Below are 18,325 nucleotides of genomic sequence, written 5' to 3'. Positions count from 1 at the left end.
GGTGCCACCGTCGAGGTCCTCGACCCGCACGAGGCCCGCGCCGAACTCACCGCCGACCGGCGAACGAGCGGTTGGTGAAGCGTTCGGCCGGTTTCGGAGTGAAGACCTCCACCAGGGTCTCGGCAGCGAGAGCGGCGGACGATGCACATCGGCCTGTTACCGGCAGTTCGTTAAGCCGGGGGGGCAGTCGAGGTTGACATGCGGTCGTGTCGGTCGTTGAGCGGTGAAGAGGTATTTCGCCGAGTGTTGGAGGCCGACGACGACTGAGCGGCGTCGGCTGCTACGACCCACACCAACCCGGCCCGTGAAAAGCTCGGCCGCCGACGAGACAGCGTCACCTCGGTCGCGTGATCGTAGCCGAGGAGCACTGCCACCGCCGTCACGCGGTCGGTTCTTGTGGTGCTGACCAGCGCGCCAGTACTCTCGCGCCATGAGTCGTCAGCCCGTTCCCCGTGGTCCGTACGTCAAGGGGATCGCTCGGCGACGGGAGATCATCGAGGTCGCGCTTGAGGTGCTGGCCAAAGAAGGGCTGCGCAACTCCACCTTGCAGGAAATCGCGTCGCGCGTCGGCATCACCCGCCCGGGCCTGCTGCACTACTTCGGCTCCAGGGAGGAGTTGCTCCTGGCGGTGCTGGAGGAACGGGACAAGCGGGACCTGGCGGCCGCGGCAATCGAGCACGACGCCGATGGCTCGCTGGTGGGCGAGGCAGAACGGGCGTTGGCCAGGACCAAGCGCTCACCCGGGCTTGCCCGCCTGTACACCGCGCTGGCCGGAGAGGCCACCGACCCCGACCACCCGGCACACGAGTGGTTCCAGCGCCGCTACGAACACATGCGCGCCATGAGCCGGCGTGACATCGAGGCTCGGATCGCCGAAGGCACTGTGGACGCCTCGGTGGACGTCGACGCCCTCACCCAACTTGTCCCCGCCCTCATGGACGGCCTGCAGCTCCAGTGGCTGCTCGACCCCGACCTGGACACCACCGCCGCTCTTCGCATGGTCGTCTCCTGCCTCCTCGACCACACCTCGCACCAAGACTGACTCGCGCCGTCGGCCGGTGTCCACGTCGGGCCTTTTGACCGCAGCCGACGTGGCGCTGATGCAGGCACTTCGAAAATTTACTTCGAGTAGGTATTGACTTGGCGGCGGGTCTCTCCGGATCCTCGACCAGGCCGGTATGCGAGCGCCGAGATCACACTGCCTCGCGCCTGGCGTTGATGTGCGACGCAGCCGAGCCGAGCTCGGGAGACCTGAGGAGTGTGAGGGATGACCACCCGTCCAACCAGGGTCCCGTCCAGGAACGGCCCCCGCCGCTGGCTCCGCGCCATCGCGGCGGCTACAGCGCTTGTCAGCGCCGGCCTGTTCTCCCCCGCCACGGTCGCGTCCACGGCGAGTGGTGCCCCGGGCGCCGGGGGTGCCCCGCCGGAGACATCGGCGCCCACGTTCGCGCACTCCTACCTGGGCGGGGTGTCCGGGCCTCGGCCCGCCGAGAACGTCGACCTGGCCGGGACCTGGCAGTTCGATCCCGTGACGACCACTACCTGCACCCCCGGTCCGCGTCCCACGATGGGGCCGATGACCTGTGAGGACACCCCCGCCACCGAGGAGTCGACCACCATCGAGGTGCCCGGCGGCGGCTGGCTCAAGCAGGGCTGGGACGACCTCTCGGTCGCCGATTATCAGCGGCGCATCCGCGTGCCCGACATCGCGGGACCACAGGCCACCAAGCTCGCGTTCGGGGCGATCAACCACCGGGCCACCGTCTGGGTCGACGGCCGGAAGGTCGGCAGCCAGATGACGGCGTTCACGCCGTCGGTGTTCGACATCAGCGACTATGTCGAGCCCGGAAGCTCTCACCTCGTCCGAGTGCGGGTCGAGGGGCGCAAGGCCTTGATCGGGGACGACGGCCGCTACACCGTGCCCGAGGGCGCCTCCTGGTCCGACGACGTGGCTCAGGGCATCTTCCGCTCCGCCGACCTCCAGGTTTTCCCCGCGGTGCACATCTCCGACACCTTCGTGCAGACCTCGGTCGCGGACCGCACCCTGACCTACGACGTCGAGCTCACCAACACCACCGGCACGGCGCGCAAGGTGCGCCTGACCGGGACGGTGGACTCCTGGAACGACGAGAACTGGGCGTACCCCGCCGTCCCCCGCAGGATGGTCACGGTCCCGGCCCATGCCACCAAGACCATCACCGTGGGTCCGCTGTCGTGGCGAGCAGGCTCGGAGTCGTACTGGTGGCCCAACATCCCGCACCGGTCGGGCTACCGCGCGCAGCTGCACGACCTGCGACTGCAAGCCACCACCGCCGGTATCACCACCTCCCGATCCCGAGTTCGGTTCGGCTTCCGCGAACTCGCCCAGGACGGAGACCATTACGAGCTCAACGGGCGCCACATCAACTTCCGCGGCGACAGCCTGCAGGGGGCGAACTACGACAACATCGACCACCACGGCCGCAGCGACGCCTACGACACCCTGCCCGGGTTCCTTGAGCCCTCGCAGGGCAACGGCGGCTGGCCGCAGGTCGTGGACAACTATCTACGGCTGAATTTCAGCGGCGTCCGCATCCACCAGATCCCGGCCACGCCCTACATGCTCGACGTCGCCGACGCGCGCGGTCTGATGATTCAGGACGAGACCGCCATCCGTGGCTCCAACAACCGGCAGAACTTCATCACCGGCCGCGAAAACATGCTTCAGCACACAGCCGATCTGGTGAGGCGAGACCGCAACCACGCCTCAGTGCTGCGTTGGAGCCAGTCCAACGAACCGGTCGTGGGCTACACCGAAAACCCGGGCGCCGGTGCCGAGTTCGACGAGGCGCTGTACCAGACGATCATGGCGATGGACACCACCCGGCCCATCAGCACCGACTCCGCAGTCGACGCCACCGCCGGCAATCTTGCGCACGCCAACTACACCGTCTTCTGCCACTACGCCGACGGGGTATACCCAGCCGCCTACACCGAGAGCGTCTGCAACGGACCGGCCGGCAAGCCGCAGGGCCAAACGGAGTTCGTCTGGCCCGGCGACAACACTCCGCAGGGTGCCGTGTGGTTCGCCTCCGGGTCCCTGCGGATGCGTGGCCAGGGTGCCTCGGACGTGCGGCCCTACACGCTGCTGGACCTCTGGTCCTCCGTCGTCCCCGGTGTCAAGCGCACCGACATCAACGTCGAATGGGGTTACCCGACAGCGGGACTGCATCCGCTGTACGGCGAGGACAACCTGTCCGCCCCATGGGCCAACCCCCACATCCAACTGATCCAGAACGCGTTCAACCCTGTCGCCGCCGTCGACACCGGCTTCTGGAACGCCAACAAGATCTCCAACGAAGCTGGAGAATGGCCCACCACCACAGGCAGTGTCAGCCCCGGCCGGGCAACCCGCGCCTTGACGGTCTTCAACGACACCCTGCACGGCACCCGGGTCAACGTCACCTGGAGCCTCCACGTCGGCACCTCCGACGGGAAGGTCACCGACCACGGCACGATCAAGACCCGCATCGCGCTCGGCGGCAACAGGCAACTGCCACTCGCCTTCGAGGCCCCGGACACCGACCAGCCGCTCTACCTCGAGCTCCAGGTCAGCAAGCCTGGAGAGGGCGTCCTGTTCCACGACGACAGCACCGTGTACACCGTCGCGGACGCCACCCCGTAGGAGGGACCCGGCTGGGCATCGAGCGCCCCTCGATCCCAGCCGGAATCCAGGTCCGCCGCCCTGCCATCGGACGCAGGGACCAGGACACGTTCACCTCAAGACCCCCAGTTCGGCCGCGAGTCGGCCAGGACCACCGGGCTGGTCCGCGGGCGTCTCGCACCGGCCCTGCCGTCCGCGCCGCGAGCCCGGAACAGACAGAGAAGCGAAACATGACGACAAGGAGACGGACAATCTTGAACGGCAGGCGCGTGAGGATCCCCGCGGCACTCGCTCTGGGCGCGGTGATGGTCTTCGGATGCAGTCACCCTCCCGCCAAGACAGCCGAGGCAGTCGCGGCAGCCCACACCGAAACCGGCATCGCGCTGGTGAACAAAAAGCGACTCTCGCCGCGGCTCAGCGAGCTGACCTTCACCTCGTCCGCTCTCGACGGCACGACCAAGGTGCGCGTACTGCTCCCCCATGGCTACGACGCAGAGAAGGGACGTAGTTACCCCGTGCTGTACCTGTACCACGGTGGAGGGCAGAGCGCTTCGAGCTGGACACAGGACGGTGCCGCGGAGAAGATCACTGCTGGCCTGCCCGCGATCGTAGTGATGCCGGACGCCGGCTCCACGCAGTGGTATGCCGACTGGTGGAACAACGGCCACCGCAGCCGGCCGATGTGGGAGACCTTCCATATCACCAGGCTCCTCCCGTGGGTGGACGAGCACTACCGCACGATCCCCGAGCGCGGGGCGCGGGCTGCCGCCGGACTGTCGATGGGCGGGTTCGGGGCCGTCTCATACGCCGCCCGGCACCCCGACCTCTTCGGTGCCGTCGGCTCGTTCTCCGGAGACGTCGACCACCAGAACGTCCAGATGCGCACCATCATCGAGCAGCTCCACCCCTCCCTCTGGGGCCCGTGGGCGACGCAGGAAGTCCGCTGGCGCGGGGACAACCCCTGGGACCTGGCGGCCAATCTGGCCCACACGGACATGTCCCTGTACACGGGCAACGGCCAGCCCCGGCACGACGGCGAGGCCGTGGACGCCACGGAACAACGGATCCGGCAGGAGAACGTGTCCTTCCACGAGCGCCTGCGGGATCTCGGCATCCGGCACCGGTGGCACGACTACGGACCCGGCAGCCACACATGGCCCTACTGGCAGGCCGACCTCCGGGACTGGATACCGCACCTGAAGGCCTACTTCGCCCGCCACGCGCAGCACCGCGCCACTCCCCGGTCGTTCACCTTCTCGTCGATCAGGCCGCAGTACAGCGCCTACGGCTGGACCGTACGGATGCGGCGGGATGTTACCGAGTTCAGCGCACTGGAGGTGGCCCGTAAGCGCCGCTTCACGGTGGTCGGGAACGGCTCGGCCACGGTACTGACGCCCTCACTGGCTCGACCGGGCACGCGGTATCACGTCACCGTCCGCGACCACGCGGGAGCTTCAGTGCGGTCGGCCACCGCTGACGCCCAGGGGCGCTTGACGATCCCGCTCGCACTGGGCCCCGGCAACCCGCACCAGCAGTACTCGCCGCAGGCCGACACGTCGAGTACGGGCCCCAGCCCCGACAACGCGCCGTTCCACACCAGGGGCAACAGCTCCCGCTTCAACCGGGCCGAGGTGACGATCACCCCACGCTGAGATCCGTCCCTTCGCCCGCCGGTCTGAGGCCGGGGGGACACCGAGGAAGACGGCGGAAGATCACCTTCAGGCAGTCGCCCCCTACGACGGACCACCCGCCATGCCGAGTGCTGGGCCGTTACGAGCACAGGACTCGGCCGGCGCTCACAGGTGCTGTCACCGAACCCGGAGAATGTCGAGGGCATCGCCGCCGGTGCCCCGCCGGTGGTCAGGCTCGCACCAGCCTCTCCGAGGCAATGACAGTCCATATGGTGCAGCCTCGGTACCAGCTCGGCAGAGCAATTCATACACATCCCGGCACAAGCCAAGGGCCGGCCGCTTGAGCGACTCGGACGGACATCACTATCGTCTTGTCCAGAGGTGAGACACCTCTCCGACGAAGCATCCCGGGAGGCTCCCCCTGACGGTCAGGAACGAGGAACAGGGTGCTGGGCGCGGTATGCGCCGCGACGCGGTCCGCAACCGGCGCAAGCTCCTGGAGGCCGTGGGGGAAGCGCTCAGGACCGAGCCCGGCGCGATGACCATGGCGGTCATCGCGGAGCGAGCCAACCTGTCGCTGGCCACGGCCTATCGGTACTTCCCGTCGGTCGAGGAGCTCCTCAAGGCCTACCTGCTCGGCGTCATCGTCCAGCTGCGCAATTACAGCCATGACTGCACCAAGACCGGCCCGGCCCTGTTCGAGGAGGTCGTCCGGGAGTGGGCTCGCCTGGTCCGCAGCTACGGCCCCGCCATGGTCCAAATCCGGTCGCGCACGGGGTTCCTCACCCGCCTGCGCGACAACGACGAGGTGATCACCCCGGTCCGGGACGCCTGGGAGCGCCCCATTCGCAGTGTGATGCGGCACCTGGACGTGCCGGACGAGCATTTCGATCACGCGTTGTTCCTGTACAACGCCATGTTCGATCCACGCGAGATCCTGGACCTGATCAGTACCGGCCTCCCGGAGGAGGAAGCGATCAGCCGTTTGACGGCGGCCTACTACGGGGCTCTCCAGGGCTGGGCCGGATCCTGAGGCACACGACCGGCAGCCGGTGAGGGGCGGCTCCCCGCGGGGGCCGTAGCTCAGCACCAGGAACCAACCACCCACGGCGTCTGCGGTGGGCTTCAGGCATGCCCACCGGACCACAGCGCGCCCACCGGGCACCCGCTCGGACCTCTGCAACCACCTGCCTCCGGCCGACCCATCCGCGCCCCCACCCTTGTACCGCTCATCACGATGTGAGAATGTGCTCGCACTTTACCTCCGTCGTGACCCCCTGGAGATCGGATGAGCGCCCTCCCCTCCCTAACGGCCGGTTCTCTCCCGGAACGCATCAGAGCAGCGTCGAGGCGGCCCAAAACGCTGGGCGTTGCGGTGCCGGGCGCCGTCTCCCTGGCCATGGGTGAACCAGACAGCAACACGCCGCAGCCAGTGGTGGAGGCTGCCGTCCGGGCGTTGCGCGCCGGTCGCACTCGTTACTCGCAGATCACAGGGTCGCCGGATCTCCGGCAGGAGATCGCCTCCCACCTGGCGCGTTCCCAGGGCCCCGAGGTCGACCCGGCGAATGTCGTCGTCACTCACGGAGGCAGCGCCGGCCTCGCAGCCACCGTCCTCGCTCTGGTGAACCCGGGCGATCGAGTACTGCTCCCCGAACCGACCTACTCCCTGTACGCGGACCACGCGGCCATGGCAGGGGCCAAGGCCGAGTGGATCTCCACGCGGCCTGACGGCTCGATCGACCTGCACAAACTCGCGGCGGCCGCAGCGGGAGCCCGCATGCTCATCCTGTGCAATCCCGTGAATCCCACCGGAATGGTGTTCTCCAAAGCCGATATCGAAGGAGTCGGCGCCATTCTCCGCGACCACCCCGACCTCTACCTCCTATCGGACGAGGCATACAGCGACATCGTCTTCGACGAGATCACGTTCACCTCGGCATCTGAACTGATCTCTGTGCGGGACCGGGTGGTGCTCTCCGGCACGTTCTCCAAGTCGTACTCAATGACCGGCTGGCGCATCGGTTTCATCTGCGCCGCCGCCGCTGTCGCCGAAAAGATCAACCTCGTTCACCGGACGATCAATGGGCCTCTGAACACCTTCGTCCAGGACGCGGCCGTCGAGGCGCTACGCATTCCCGACAAAGATCTGCACGCACTCTCGAGGCGCTTCCAGCGCCGGCGAGATCTGGTCATGCGCCACCTCGACGGTCTCGACGCGGTGAGCGTCGTCCGGCCTCTCGGAGCGTTCTACGCATTCCCCCGCATCGACAGCGCCCTGCCCTCCGTCGAACTCGTGCAACGGTTCGCCGACGGAGGCGTGCTCGTACGCGCCGGGTCCGAATTCGGCCCGTCGGGCGAGGGACACGTACGCCTGTCCTTCGCCACGGACGAAGCGGCACTCGAAGAGGGCCTGCGCCGCTTTACGCACGTCATCAACGCGCTTTAGCACTGCCCCCTCGATTTCGATCACATATCGGCCTGGCCGACAGCGCGCATACACATGGCCCCCGGAGATCTCGAGTGCGTCACAGAGGTCCCGAAGTCCGTGCTGCCCAGCGGCCCTTTCGGTGAGCCAGGCTCTTTACCAAAAGTCGACGAGAAAGCGTTGACAGGCGGCGCACCCGGCCCCATAGTCGACGCAACTGAGATTCGCTTCGCACTTCAGAGTGAGCCGCTCAGTTCGAACGCAAGCACTCCGAGCCTCGGACCCTGCTCCGCGGGGCCAGCGCATCACGTAGGCCAGACGGGCCAACAAGGGCTGGCGCACACCTCAAGTGAAACCCCAATCGCAAGCCGTTCGGCAGTGTTCGTAGGGATGAGTCCCCGATGACGGGAAGCTCTCAACGACTCCATGCGCGACACGCCGCTCGCAGATCAACCGGCAGGCTCCGCAAGGCGGACGGCCGACGGAAGGAGTTCCCATGGCTTCAAGGTGGGTGAAGGGGGCTGGGGCCATGTTGGCCGTTGCCTCGCTCGTCACGCTCAGCGCCTGTAGCGGGTCCGGCGACTCGGGCGGTTCGAGTTCCGGCGGCAAGCCGGTGACGGTGGAGTTCTGGGGGGCGGCGGTCGGCCTCGACAAGTCCGTGGCGCTGTGGAACAAGTCGCACCCCGACATCAAGGTCAAGTACAGCCAGATCCCGGCGGGCAGCATCGGCGGCTACGCCAAGATGCAGAACGCGGTGAAGGCCGGCAACGCACCCTGTCTCGGACAGGTGGGATACGACACCCTCTCGAACTTCATCGCCACCGGCGCGCTGGAGGACATCTCCCAGTACGCCGACGCCGGCAAGGACAAGTTCGTGCCGTGGACCTGGCAGATGTCCAGCGTCGGCGACAGGGTGTTCGGCATCCCGGTCGACACCGGGCCCATGGCGATGTACTACCGCAGCGACCTGTTCAAGAAGTACAAGATCTCGCCACCGAAGACCTGGGACGATTTCGCCGCGGCCGCGCAGAAGGTGCACAGCGCGAACCCCTCGGCCTACCTGACGACCACGCCGCAGGACGCCTATGACCTGGGGGCGCTGACTTGGCAGGCCGGAGGCAAGTGGTTCGGTACCGCGAACGACCGGTGGCAGGTGACCATTGATAACCCGCAGACGAGCAAGGTCGCGCAGTACTGGCAGGGCCTGCTGGACAAGAAGCTGGTCACCAGTGACCCGATGCTGGACACGGCCTGGTTCAAGAAGGTGCAGGACGGGCAGCTGCTGTCGCTCGTCAGCGCCGTGTGGGCTGCTCCGCTGATCTCCAAGAACCTGCCCGAGCTGTCCGGCAAGTGGGCCGTGGCGCCCATGCCCCAGTGGTCCGCCGGGCAGAAGGCGGCCGGTAACCGCGGAGGCTCGGCGACCGTGGTGCTCAAGGGCTGCGAACACCCGAAGGAAGCCACGGAGTTCGCGACCTGGATGAGCACCGACAGCAACAGTGTCACCAATCTGATCAAGAACACGGGCATCTACCCGGCCGCGACGAGCGGACAGCAGCTGCCTGCCGTGGACCAGCCGTCGAAGTACTTCGGCGGACAGAACATCTACGACGTGTTCAAGACAGCGGCCGCGAACACGAGCACGGGCTGGGTGTGGGGCCCGACGATGAGCCAGGTTCAGTCCGACATGAAGGACGGGCTCAAGAAGGCCGGAGCCGGGCAGGGCACCATCCCGAAGACCGTGACCTCCGTCCAGGACAGCACCGTCGCGGCCATGAAGAGCCAGGGGCTGAGCGTCGGGAAGTGACGCGCGCGGTGAACGACGGCGGGCACCCGGCGGCCTTCCTGACCTGCCGGGCGCCGGCGCCGCGGGTTCACCCACTTGGCCTCGACATGCGGGGGTCCGGCCTCCCCCGTGCCACCACCGCCCGCGCCCCCGCAGGGCGACGACCAGCCCGACCAGCACCAATGACCAGTCGGTTCCTCACTTCACGGGACCACTTCACGAGCAAGGAGCAGGCATGGCGACAAGAACGCCTGGCGACGCTCTCGCCCACCCCATCGCCGGCTCGGCAGCGAAGCGTGTCCCCGGCCGTGGCCACACTCGTTCCGCGGTGCTCTTCCTGGCACCGTTCGGGCTGTTGTTCACGGCGATGTTGCTCGCACCGATCGGCTACGCGGTGTACCAGAGCTTCTTCAGGACGCGCCGCAGCGGCCTCGGACTGGGACCGTCGACGACTGTCTTCGCCGGGTTCGACAACTACGTGACGGCTCTGCACGACAGCCGGTTCATGTCGTCGTTCCTGCGGGTGTTCACGCTCGGCATCGTGCAGGTGCCGGTGATGCTGTGCCTGGCGCTCCTGCTGGCGCTGCTGCTGGACTCGCGTGGCGCCGTGTTCAAGAAGGTCTTCCGGCAGATCTACTTCCTGCCCTACGCGCTGCCGGGCGTGATCGCCGCGATCATGTGGTCGTTCCTGTACGCGCCGAGCGTCAGCCCGTTCACCGCCGCGCTGCGGCACTTTGGGCTCGAAGTGAACTTCCTGTCCGACGACCTCGTGCTCGCCTCGATCGGCAACATGATGACGTGGGCCTGGACCGGCTTCAACATGCTGATCATCTACTCGGCCTTGCAGGCGATCCCCGGCGAACTGACCGAAGCCGCTGTGATGGACGGCTGTTCCGGGTGGCGGGTCGCCTGGCACGTGAAGATTCCCGCGGTACGGCCGGCGCTGATCCTCACCACGGTGTTCTCCATCATCGGCACCGCCCAGCTGTTCAACGAGCCCGCGGTGCTGAGTCAGGTCGCCCCGACCGTCTCCCCGACCTACACGCCGATCCTGGCCACACAGCAGTCGGCGGACATCAACAACTACAACTACGCGGCCACCCAGTCGGTCATCCTCGCCCTGCTGACCTTCGTGCTGTCGTTCGGCTTCCTCAAGTTCACCCAGCGGAAGGGCACCTTCGCATGACGACCGTCACTCCCTCAGCAGCACGTGCCGCCGCCGGGCCTCCCGGGCGATTGCGTACGTCATCGCTGGCCGGCCGGGCGGGCGTGTTCGCGGTCATGGCGCTCTTCGCCCTGTACACGCTCATCCCGGTTTGGTGGCTGCTGGTCACCGCGACGAAGAACAGCGGCTACCTGTTCACCACGAACGGGTTGTGGTTCTCCCACTTCGATCTGTGGACCAACATCCGTGACGTCTTCCAGGAACAGGACGGCATCTTCGCCCGGTGGCTGCTGAACAGCGCCCTCTACAGCATCGGCGGCGCGGCGGTGAGCACGACGCTGTCCGCCATGGCCGGGTACGCGCTGGCCAAGTACCCCTTCCGTGGTCGCGACCTGACCTTCAACGTCATCCTCGGCGCCGTCCTGATCCCGGACGTCATGTTCGCGCTGCCCCTGTACCTGATGTTCAGTCAGGTCCATCTCGTCAACACCTACTGGGCCGTCTTCCTGCCCAGCGTCGTCAGCCCGTTCGGGGTCTACCTGTCGCGCATCTACGCCGGAGCGTCGGTACCGGACGAACTGATCGAAGCCGCGCGACTCGACGGTGCCGGCGAGGCCCGGATCTTCTGGCGGGTCGCCATGCCGATCATGTCCCCCGCGCTGGTCACCATCTTCCTGTTCCAGTTCGTCAGCATCTGGAACAACTACCTGCTGCCCCTGCTCATGCTCAACAGCGACGAACTCCAGCCGGTCACCGTCGGGCTGGCCAACTGGCGGGAAGGGGTGAACCAAGGCATCCCTTACAACATCACCATCACCGGCGCGTTCCTCTCGGTGATCCCCTTGATCGTCGCGTTTCTCGTCCTGCAGCGCTTCTGGCGCTCCGGCCTGACCGCCGGGAGCGTGAAGTAGGCCTGCCGCCCGGCACTCCGGCAGGCCACGCGGCTGAGCGGAATTCCCCCGCCCCCTCCCGCCGACGCACGCTGCAACCCGCTTCCCCCCGTGCCCTTGGAGACCTGACCCTGATGACCCTGCATCCCAGCATCTCCGCCCGGCTCAGCCTGATCGAGGACCTCCCGTCCTGGCGCCAGGCACTCGCCGATCCGGCTGTGCAACCGCGCCTGCAGGAATACCGGACCTGGAAGGCGGCACCGGCACTGCCCTCCGTCGAAACCAGCGACGAAAGCATTCCCGGCCCGCACGGCCCGATAGCCGTCCGCGTCTACCGGCCGCCGTCAGCACCGCAGCGGCCTCGCTCTGGCCTGGTCTGGGTGCACGGCGGCGGATGGGCCTTCGGCGATCTCGACATGCACGAGGCCGACTGGACCGCCCGCGAGGTGTGCGCCAGGGCCGACGCCGTGGTCGTGAGCGTGGATTACCGGCTCGCGGCCGACGGCGTGACGTATCCGGTGCCGCACGACGACGTCGTGACGGGCGTCCGATGGGTGCGTAAGAACGCCGCGGTGCTCGGCATCGAGCCGGCGCGGATCACCGTCGGTGGCGCGAGCGCGGGGGCGAACCTCGCCGCAGGAGCCGTACTTCGCCTGCGGGGCGACGACAACTGGCTGCCCGCCACCGTGGTACTGGCCTATGCGACCATGCACTCCGTCTCGCCGCCCCTCGCGCCGCCGCTGGCCGAGGCGTTCGCGCCGTTGCCGCGCATGGTCCGGATCCTGCCGGAGGACGTGGCCGAGATGACGGCCAACTACCTGGGCGGCACGCCGGATCCGCACAGCTACGCCTTCCCCGCGGGCGCCGTCCTGGACGGACTCTGTCCCACCCTGGTACTCGACGCCGAGTACGACGATCTGCGCGCCAGCAGCGAGGCATTCGCGGCCTCACTCGTGAAGTCGGGCGTACCCGTGCGGCATGTCACGGTGCCCGGCGTACTGCACGGCTTCCTGAACCTGCCCTCTTCAGTTGAACCGGTGGACCACGCGCTCGCCGTCCTGGCCGAGACGGTGACAACGGCTCATGCGGGAGAACTCGCGCCGGACCAGGGAGAACGCGAATGACGGAGCGCCTGTACTCAGTGCAGCTCTATACGCTGCGCAACGCCATCGAGACCGATCTCCCGGGGACGCTCGCGCGTGTTGCCGGTATGGGATTCGAGAACGTGGAGCTGTGGAGGTTCGAGCAGTACCGCGACGCGTACCAGCGTGCGCTGGCCGAGACACCTCTGTGCCCTCTCAGCGCACACGCGAGCCTTGTCGATGGAAATGCTTCCGCGGCTGTCCGCGTGGCAGCAGAGCTCGGAATCGGCACGCTCATCGAACCGCACATCATCGCTCAGCGCTGGACCACGCGGGCAGACATCGAAGCGGCGGCTGCGAGTCTGAACGGCGTCGCGAGGCTTGCCCGGGCCGCAGGCGTCACCATCGGGTACCACAACCACGACCACGAGGTCCGTCAGGACTTCGGCGGCAGAACCGGCCTCGAAGTCTTCGCGGAGGCGCTGGAGGAGGACGTCGTCCTGGAACTCGACACCTTCTGGGCCGAGGTCGGTGGCACGTCCGCCGTGGAGTTGATCTCCCGGCTCGGGGCGCGCGTCAGGTTCTTGCACGTCAAGGACGGCCCGTACACCACAACCCTCCTGGACCAGCAGCCGGTTGGCCAGGGTGCGATGCCGGTGGCGGACATCCTGAAGGCCGCACCGGACGCGGTCCGCGTCGTGGAACTGGACGACTACGCGGGCGACCCGTTCGAAGCCGTGCAGCAGAGCCTGCGCCACCTGGTGGAGGTCGACCGGTGAACTCCAAGCGAGTGGGTGTCGGCGTCATCGGCGCCGGCGTCATCAGCAACCACTACCTCGAGAACCTGACGCGGTTCCCTGATCTGAACGTGGTCGCGATAGCGGACCTCGACCAGGAGCGCGCCCGCGCTCGTGCGCGGCAGTTCGGGTTGCGGCACCTGCTCGTCCACGAGCTCCTGGCCCACGACGACATCGAGATCGTGCTGAACCTCACCGTCCCCGCCGCCCACTTCGACGTGTCGGCCCGCATCCTCGCGAGCGGCAAGCACGTCTGGAGTGAGAAGCCCCTCGCCATCAGCCGCCGCGAAGCACGACTGCTGCTGGACAAGGCCGGCCGGAGAGGACTTCGCGTGGCCTGCGCACCCGACACGTTCCTCGGTGGTGCCCTGCAGACGGCACAACGAGCGGTCCTCGCGGGCCGCATCGGCGAACCGAAGAGCGCGCTGGCGATCATGCAGTCCCCGGGACCGGAAGGCACCCACCCGAATCCCGCCTTCTATTACGACCAGGGAGCCGGCCCGCTGCTGGACATGGGGCCGTACCACGTCACCGCGCTCGTGCAGACCTTGGGTGCCGTCCGGCGCGTGAGCTCGGTTTCCTCCACCGCACGAGCCGTCAGGCGTGTCCTAGTCGGTGCGGGCGCCGGGACCGAGTTCGACGTGCGCGTACCGAGTCAGCACATGGCTCTGCTCGAGTTCGCCTCCGGCGCTCGGGCGACCCTCGTCACGAGCTTCGATTCGGGGATCCGCCGCGACCTCCTCGAACTGCACGGCACGGAAGCCTCACTCGAGGTCCCCGACCCCAACCGCTTCGCTGGAACAGGCAGGTTCGTCCCTCTCCATGCGGAACCGGAAGACGTACCCGCTGTCGGGTCCACGTGGGGCCGGGGAGTGGGGGTGCTGGAGCTCGCTCGCTCGATACGCGACGACGTACCGGAACGCGCCTCCGGCGCTCTCGCCTGCCACGTTCTCGACGTGCTCCTCGCCATAGAGGAGGCGGCACGAGCCGGGGCACCGCGGACCCTCGAATCCACCGTGGCATCGCCGGCCCCCCTGGACGAGAACTGGGACCCCACGGCCGCGACCCTCTAGAACGATCGAGCAAGGAAGTTTCAATGATCCGCATCCCGTTCAACGACGCGTGGCGCGTCGGCCCTCTCGTGTCCGTTCACGAGGCGATCGTGGTCGCCGGTGCCGGTGAGGAACAAGTCACACTGCCGCACGACGCCATGCTGGGGGGAGGGCGGTCCGCGCAGAACTCCGGTGGACCGCAGACGGGCTACTTCCGCGACGGAAAGTGGACCTACGAGAAGCAGTTCGACGTTCCGGAGGAATGGGCGACGAAGCGAGTCACCTTCGAGTTCGAAGGTGTTTACCGCGACGCGATGGTCTACATCAACGGTGCTCTCGCCGGTCAGTGGGCAGGCGGATACTCCCGCTTCCACGTCAGCGCGGACCCCTTCCTGCAGTACGGCCGGGTCAACACCGTCCGGGTGGACGCACAGGCACACCAGGACTCCCGCTGGTACTCGGGGGGCGGCCTCCACCGCCCCGTCGGCATCCTCGTCGGCGACCTCGTCCACGTCACACCGACCGGCCTGCGACTCACCACGCCGGACATCGACGCCGATCTCGCCACCGTGGTGGCGGAGACCGAGATCGTCAACGAGGACGTCTGCACTCGCGTCGTCGAAGTGCTCCTCCAGATCCTGGACGCCGGGGGCGAGGTCGTGGCGTCCGACCGGGCGCGGGTCACGCTCCTGGCGGGCGAAGGGATCACCACCCATCAGCGGGCGTACGTCCAGCGGCCGTCGCTGTGGAGCGTCGACTCGCCCCACCTCTACCACGCGTCCGTGCGCCTCGTTGACGACAGCGACCCGCTCGACGAGGCTTCCACGCACTTCGGTATCCGCACCGTCACCGCCGACCCGATCCGCGGCCTGCGGATCAACGGCGAGACCGTCAAGCTCCGCGGCGGTGCGATCCACCACGACAACGGCATTCTCGGCGCCGCCGACTTCGCCGATGCCGCCGAGCGGCGGGTGCGGATGCTGAAGGCCGCGGGCTTCAACGCCGTACGCTCCGCGCACAACCCGATGAGCATTGCCCTGCTCGACGCGTGCGACCGTCTCGGCATGCTCGTCATGGACGAGCTGTTCGACGTGTGGACGGTCGCGAAGTCCGGTGACGACTACTCGCGCAGATTCCCGCAGTGGTGGGAACGCGACGTCGACTCGCTCGTGGCGAAGGACTTCAACCACCCCAGCGTCATCATGTACTCGATCGGCAACGAGATCATCGAAGCCGGAACCCCGCACGGCACGCGCCTGGGCCGCCGCATCGCCGACCGGGTACGCGCGCAGGACCCAACCCGCCTGGTCACCCACGCGCTCCAGGGCATGTACATCGCCCGCGACAAGATCCCCGCGCTGAAGGCGGAACTGGAGCAGGACGCGGCGCCTGTCCGGGGGCTGAACGACTACCTGGGCCAGGTGACGCATCTGATCGACGCCCTCATGGCCTCGCCGGTCGTCGGTGAGCGACTCGCCGAACCCGCCTCCTTGCTCGACGTCGTGGGGCTCAACTACGGCGAGAGCCGGTACGTGCTGGACAAGGAGGCCCATCCCAACCGCGTGGTCGTGGGCTCGGAGACCTTCCCGACGAAGATCGACCGGCTGTGGCAGCTCGTCACCGAGAACTCTCACGTCATCGGCGACTTCACCTGGACCGCATGGGACTTCCTCGGGGAGGTCGGAACGGGCCGGCACGTCTATCCCGAGGACCAGCAGGTGCACCGCGCCCCCTACCCGTGGCTCACCGCCGAGTGCGGGGACATCGACATCATCGGGCAGCGTCACCCGATCTCGTACTATCGCGAGATCGTCTACGGGCTCACACAGACGCCCTACCTCGCTGTGCGACGCCCCCGCGAGGACGGTTACGTGATCAAGCCCAGGGCATGGACCTGGACCGATGTCTCCCCCAGCTGGACCTTCGACGTTCCTGTCGGCTCGCTGCTCCATGTCGAGGCGTACGCGGCGGGCGAGGAGGTCGAGTTCCGGCTCAACGGCACTACCGTCGCGACCGTGCCCGTCGGCAGCGAGCGGAACTTCGTCGCCGAAGCCGACGTGCCATACGAGCCCGGCGTCCTGGAGGTCGTGGCGTACCGCGGAGGAGCGGAGGTGGGACGCTCGGCGCTGCGCACCGCCGGTGAACCCACGCGCCTGAGCCTGGAGACGGACCGCACCGAACTCGGCGCCGATCCACAGCGGTTGGTCTACATCGACATCACCCTGATCGACGACGGCGGTGTGCTCAACCCGAACCGGGACACAAAGATCACGATCCAGGTCGACGGTCCTGGTGTCCTCCAAGGATTTGGTACGGGAGCTCCGGCCACCGATGAGGGCTTCCTCGACGATTCCGCCACGTCGTTCAAGGGGCGTGCCCTGGCGATCGTCCGGGCCACCGGGGAAACGGGACGGATCACCGTCACAGCCCGGGCGCACGGGCTCCCGGACGCCTCCGTCGAGATCGACGTCGTCCAGGCACCCATTCATCACGTGACAGGGGAAGGACAGAAATGACCTACGCGCCGACATCGGCCGGCTCGCCCAACATCGAGGTCGGCCCGAAGTGGCAGCGTCCTGACGGGGAGTTGCTAGCGCAGTTCCAGCGGCACTCGGTCGCGAACATCGGTGACGCACTCGGGCGCCTCGGCATGCCCGACGGTGGCATCACACCCCTCTGGGACGGCTGCCGTGCCGTGGGCAGCGCCCTGACGGTTCTGACGGTCGCCGGAGACGATCTGGCCGTGATCGACGCCGTCGCGCACATCGAACCCGGCGACTTCCTCGTCATCAACGGATTCGGTTACCCGGGCCGGGCCGTGATGGGCGACATCCTCAGCCAGTACTTCTCCTCACGGGGAGCCGTGGGAGCGATCGTCGACGGAGCGGTCAGGGACCGCGACGAGATCCGGCAGCAGCAGTTCCCCGTGTGGTCGCGTTCGGTCACGCCGGCAGGGCCGTGGAAGAACGGCCCGGGAGCCGTCGGGACGCCCGTCGCTATCGGCGGTGTCGTCATCAACCCCGGTGACGTGGTCGTGGCCGACGCGGACGGCATCGTCGCAGTGCCCCTGAAGAAGGCGTATGACATCGCCGCCGAGCTGGCGCGGATCGCGGAATCCGAGCAGGGCATGCGCACGCAGGCCAAGCAGGCGCCCACGAAATGAGCCGCGTACATGGAGAGGACGCGCATGCGCAGGGATCAGCGGTTGAACAACGCCAAGCTGATCCAGGCCGCCGCAGAGCTTTTCGAGCGTTGCGAGCAGCCGATCAGCCTCGCCGACATCGCTCGGCAGGCGGATGTGTCGGTCGCGACGGCTTACCGGCACTTCGAGTCCGCGGACGACGCCCTCAGTGCCTACCGACGGGACATCGTGAGCAAGTTCCGCGATCACAGTCTCGAGCAGCCGAGCAACGGTCTGGCCCTGCTCGAGAGTGTCTGCGGCTTCTGGGTGGACCTCGTCCTCGCCGAAGGCGCGGCGCTGGTGCACCGCCGGTCATCGGAAGGGTTCCTCGCGCGGTACAAGGCCGATGAGCCGTACTTGGAAGGCCAGGCGGAGGCCCTCGCCCGCCCCATCCGCGAGCTCGTGATGATTCTCGGGGTGGGCGAGCTCGTCGGCGTCGAGGACGAGGCCGCCTTCCTGTGGAACGTCCTCTTCGACCCCCGGGAGATCTTCGATCTCCGTGACACGCTCGCGCTGTCGCCCACGCAGATCACGCACCGACTGGTGTCGGCGTTCCGCGGCGCGCTGCTCGGCTGGGCGACCGCGCGGCTGACCGAACCAGCCTGACCGCGAGGAAGCCGTCTCTGCGCACGCGCAGACGGGCGGGACCTTCAGCAGCCCCAGATTGTTGTGAGGA

The 18,325-nt window shown here is 67.6% G+C and carries 14 protein-coding genes; all 14 read left to right on the top strand.

Annotation, left to right across the window (positions count from 1 at the left end):
• Positions 1-430 precede the first annotated feature (430 nt).
• The 14 genes from BFN33_RS21355 to BFN33_RS21290 all read left to right on the top strand — a co-directional run bounded on the left by BFN33_RS21355 (position 431) and on the right by BFN33_RS21290 (position 18,255).
• Entirely contained in the window at positions 431-1,042 is a 612-nt protein-coding gene (locus tag BFN33_RS21355; RefSeq protein ID WP_069761669.1) for a TetR/AcrR family transcriptional regulator, read from the top strand.
• 225 nt (positions 1,043-1,267) lie between these two features.
• The gene (locus BFN33_RS21350) at positions 1,268-3,664 is read left to right on the top strand and encodes a glycoside hydrolase family 2 (RefSeq protein WP_069761668.1); all 2,397 of its coding nucleotides are present in this window, start codon (positions 1,268-1,270) and stop codon (positions 3,662-3,664) included.
• A 233-nt stretch (positions 3,665-3,897) separates the two neighbouring features.
• The gene (locus BFN33_RS21345) at positions 3,898-5,295 is read left to right on the top strand and encodes an alpha/beta hydrolase family protein (protein WP_176742431.1); all 1,398 of its coding nucleotides are present in this window, start codon (positions 3,898-3,900) and stop codon (positions 5,293-5,295) included.
• Between the two features lie 439 nt (positions 5,296-5,734).
• Positions 5,735-6,307, top strand: a complete 573-nt coding sequence (locus BFN33_RS21340; RefSeq protein ID WP_069761666.1) for a TetR/AcrR family transcriptional regulator — start codon at positions 5,735-5,737, stop codon at positions 6,305-6,307.
• A 255-nt stretch (positions 6,308-6,562) separates the two neighbouring features.
• Positions 6,563-7,720, top strand: a complete 1,158-nt coding sequence (locus BFN33_RS21335; RefSeq protein ID WP_069761665.1) for a pyridoxal phosphate-dependent aminotransferase — start codon at positions 6,563-6,565, stop codon at positions 7,718-7,720.
• 508 nt (positions 7,721-8,228) lie between these two features.
• Positions 8,229-9,503 (top strand): ABC transporter substrate-binding protein, encoded by a 1,275-nt coding sequence (locus BFN33_RS21330; RefSeq protein ID WP_079140908.1) that lies wholly within the window; start codon positions 8,229-8,231, stop codon positions 9,501-9,503.
• A 214-nt stretch (positions 9,504-9,717) separates the two neighbouring features.
• The gene (locus BFN33_RS21325; protein WP_069761663.1) at positions 9,718-10,668 is read left to right on the top strand and encodes a carbohydrate ABC transporter permease; all 951 of its coding nucleotides are present in this window, start codon (positions 9,718-9,720) and stop codon (positions 10,666-10,668) included.
• A complete protein-coding gene (locus tag BFN33_RS21320) occupies positions 10,665-11,558 on the top strand; it encodes a carbohydrate ABC transporter permease (RefSeq protein ID WP_069761662.1) in 894 nt (297 codons plus the stop codon). Before BFN33_RS21325 ends, BFN33_RS21320 begins: the two co-directional genes overlap by 4 nt.
• Positions 11,559-11,671: 113 nt before the next feature.
• Positions 11,672-12,661: an alpha/beta hydrolase gene (locus tag BFN33_RS21315; protein ID WP_069761661.1), complete on the top strand. Its 990-nt coding sequence runs from the start codon at positions 11,672-11,674 to the stop codon at positions 12,659-12,661.
• Positions 12,658-13,398: a sugar phosphate isomerase/epimerase gene (locus tag BFN33_RS21310; protein ID WP_069761660.1), complete on the top strand. Its 741-nt coding sequence runs from the start codon at positions 12,658-12,660 to the stop codon at positions 13,396-13,398. Before BFN33_RS21315 ends, BFN33_RS21310 begins: the two co-directional genes overlap by 4 nt.
• Positions 13,395-14,489: a Gfo/Idh/MocA family protein gene (locus BFN33_RS21305; RefSeq protein ID WP_069761659.1), complete on the top strand. Its 1,095-nt coding sequence runs from the start codon at positions 13,395-13,397 to the stop codon at positions 14,487-14,489. Before BFN33_RS21310 ends, BFN33_RS21305 begins: the two co-directional genes overlap by 4 nt.
• A 23-nt stretch (positions 14,490-14,512) precedes the next feature.
• Positions 14,513-16,984, top strand: a complete 2,472-nt coding sequence (locus BFN33_RS21300) for a glycoside hydrolase family 2 TIM barrel-domain containing protein (protein ID WP_069761658.1) — start codon at positions 14,513-14,515, stop codon at positions 16,982-16,984.
• Entirely contained in the window at positions 16,981-17,631 is a 651-nt protein-coding gene (locus BFN33_RS21295) for an RraA family protein (RefSeq protein WP_069761657.1), read from the top strand. Before BFN33_RS21300 ends, BFN33_RS21295 begins: the two co-directional genes overlap by 4 nt.
• Before the next feature lie 24 nt (positions 17,632-17,655).
• Positions 17,656-18,255 (top strand): TetR/AcrR family transcriptional regulator, encoded by a 600-nt coding sequence (locus BFN33_RS21290; RefSeq protein WP_069761895.1) that lies wholly within the window; start codon positions 17,656-17,658, stop codon positions 18,253-18,255.
• The last annotated feature ends 70 nt before the right edge of the window (positions 18,256-18,325 follow it).

The sequence above is a fragment of the Streptomyces sp. LUP47B genome (assembly GCF_001746295.1).
GTDB lineage: Bacteria > Actinomycetota > Actinomycetes > Streptomycetales > Streptomycetaceae > Streptomyces.
This window is presented reverse-complemented; position numbering and strand designations above follow the sequence as displayed.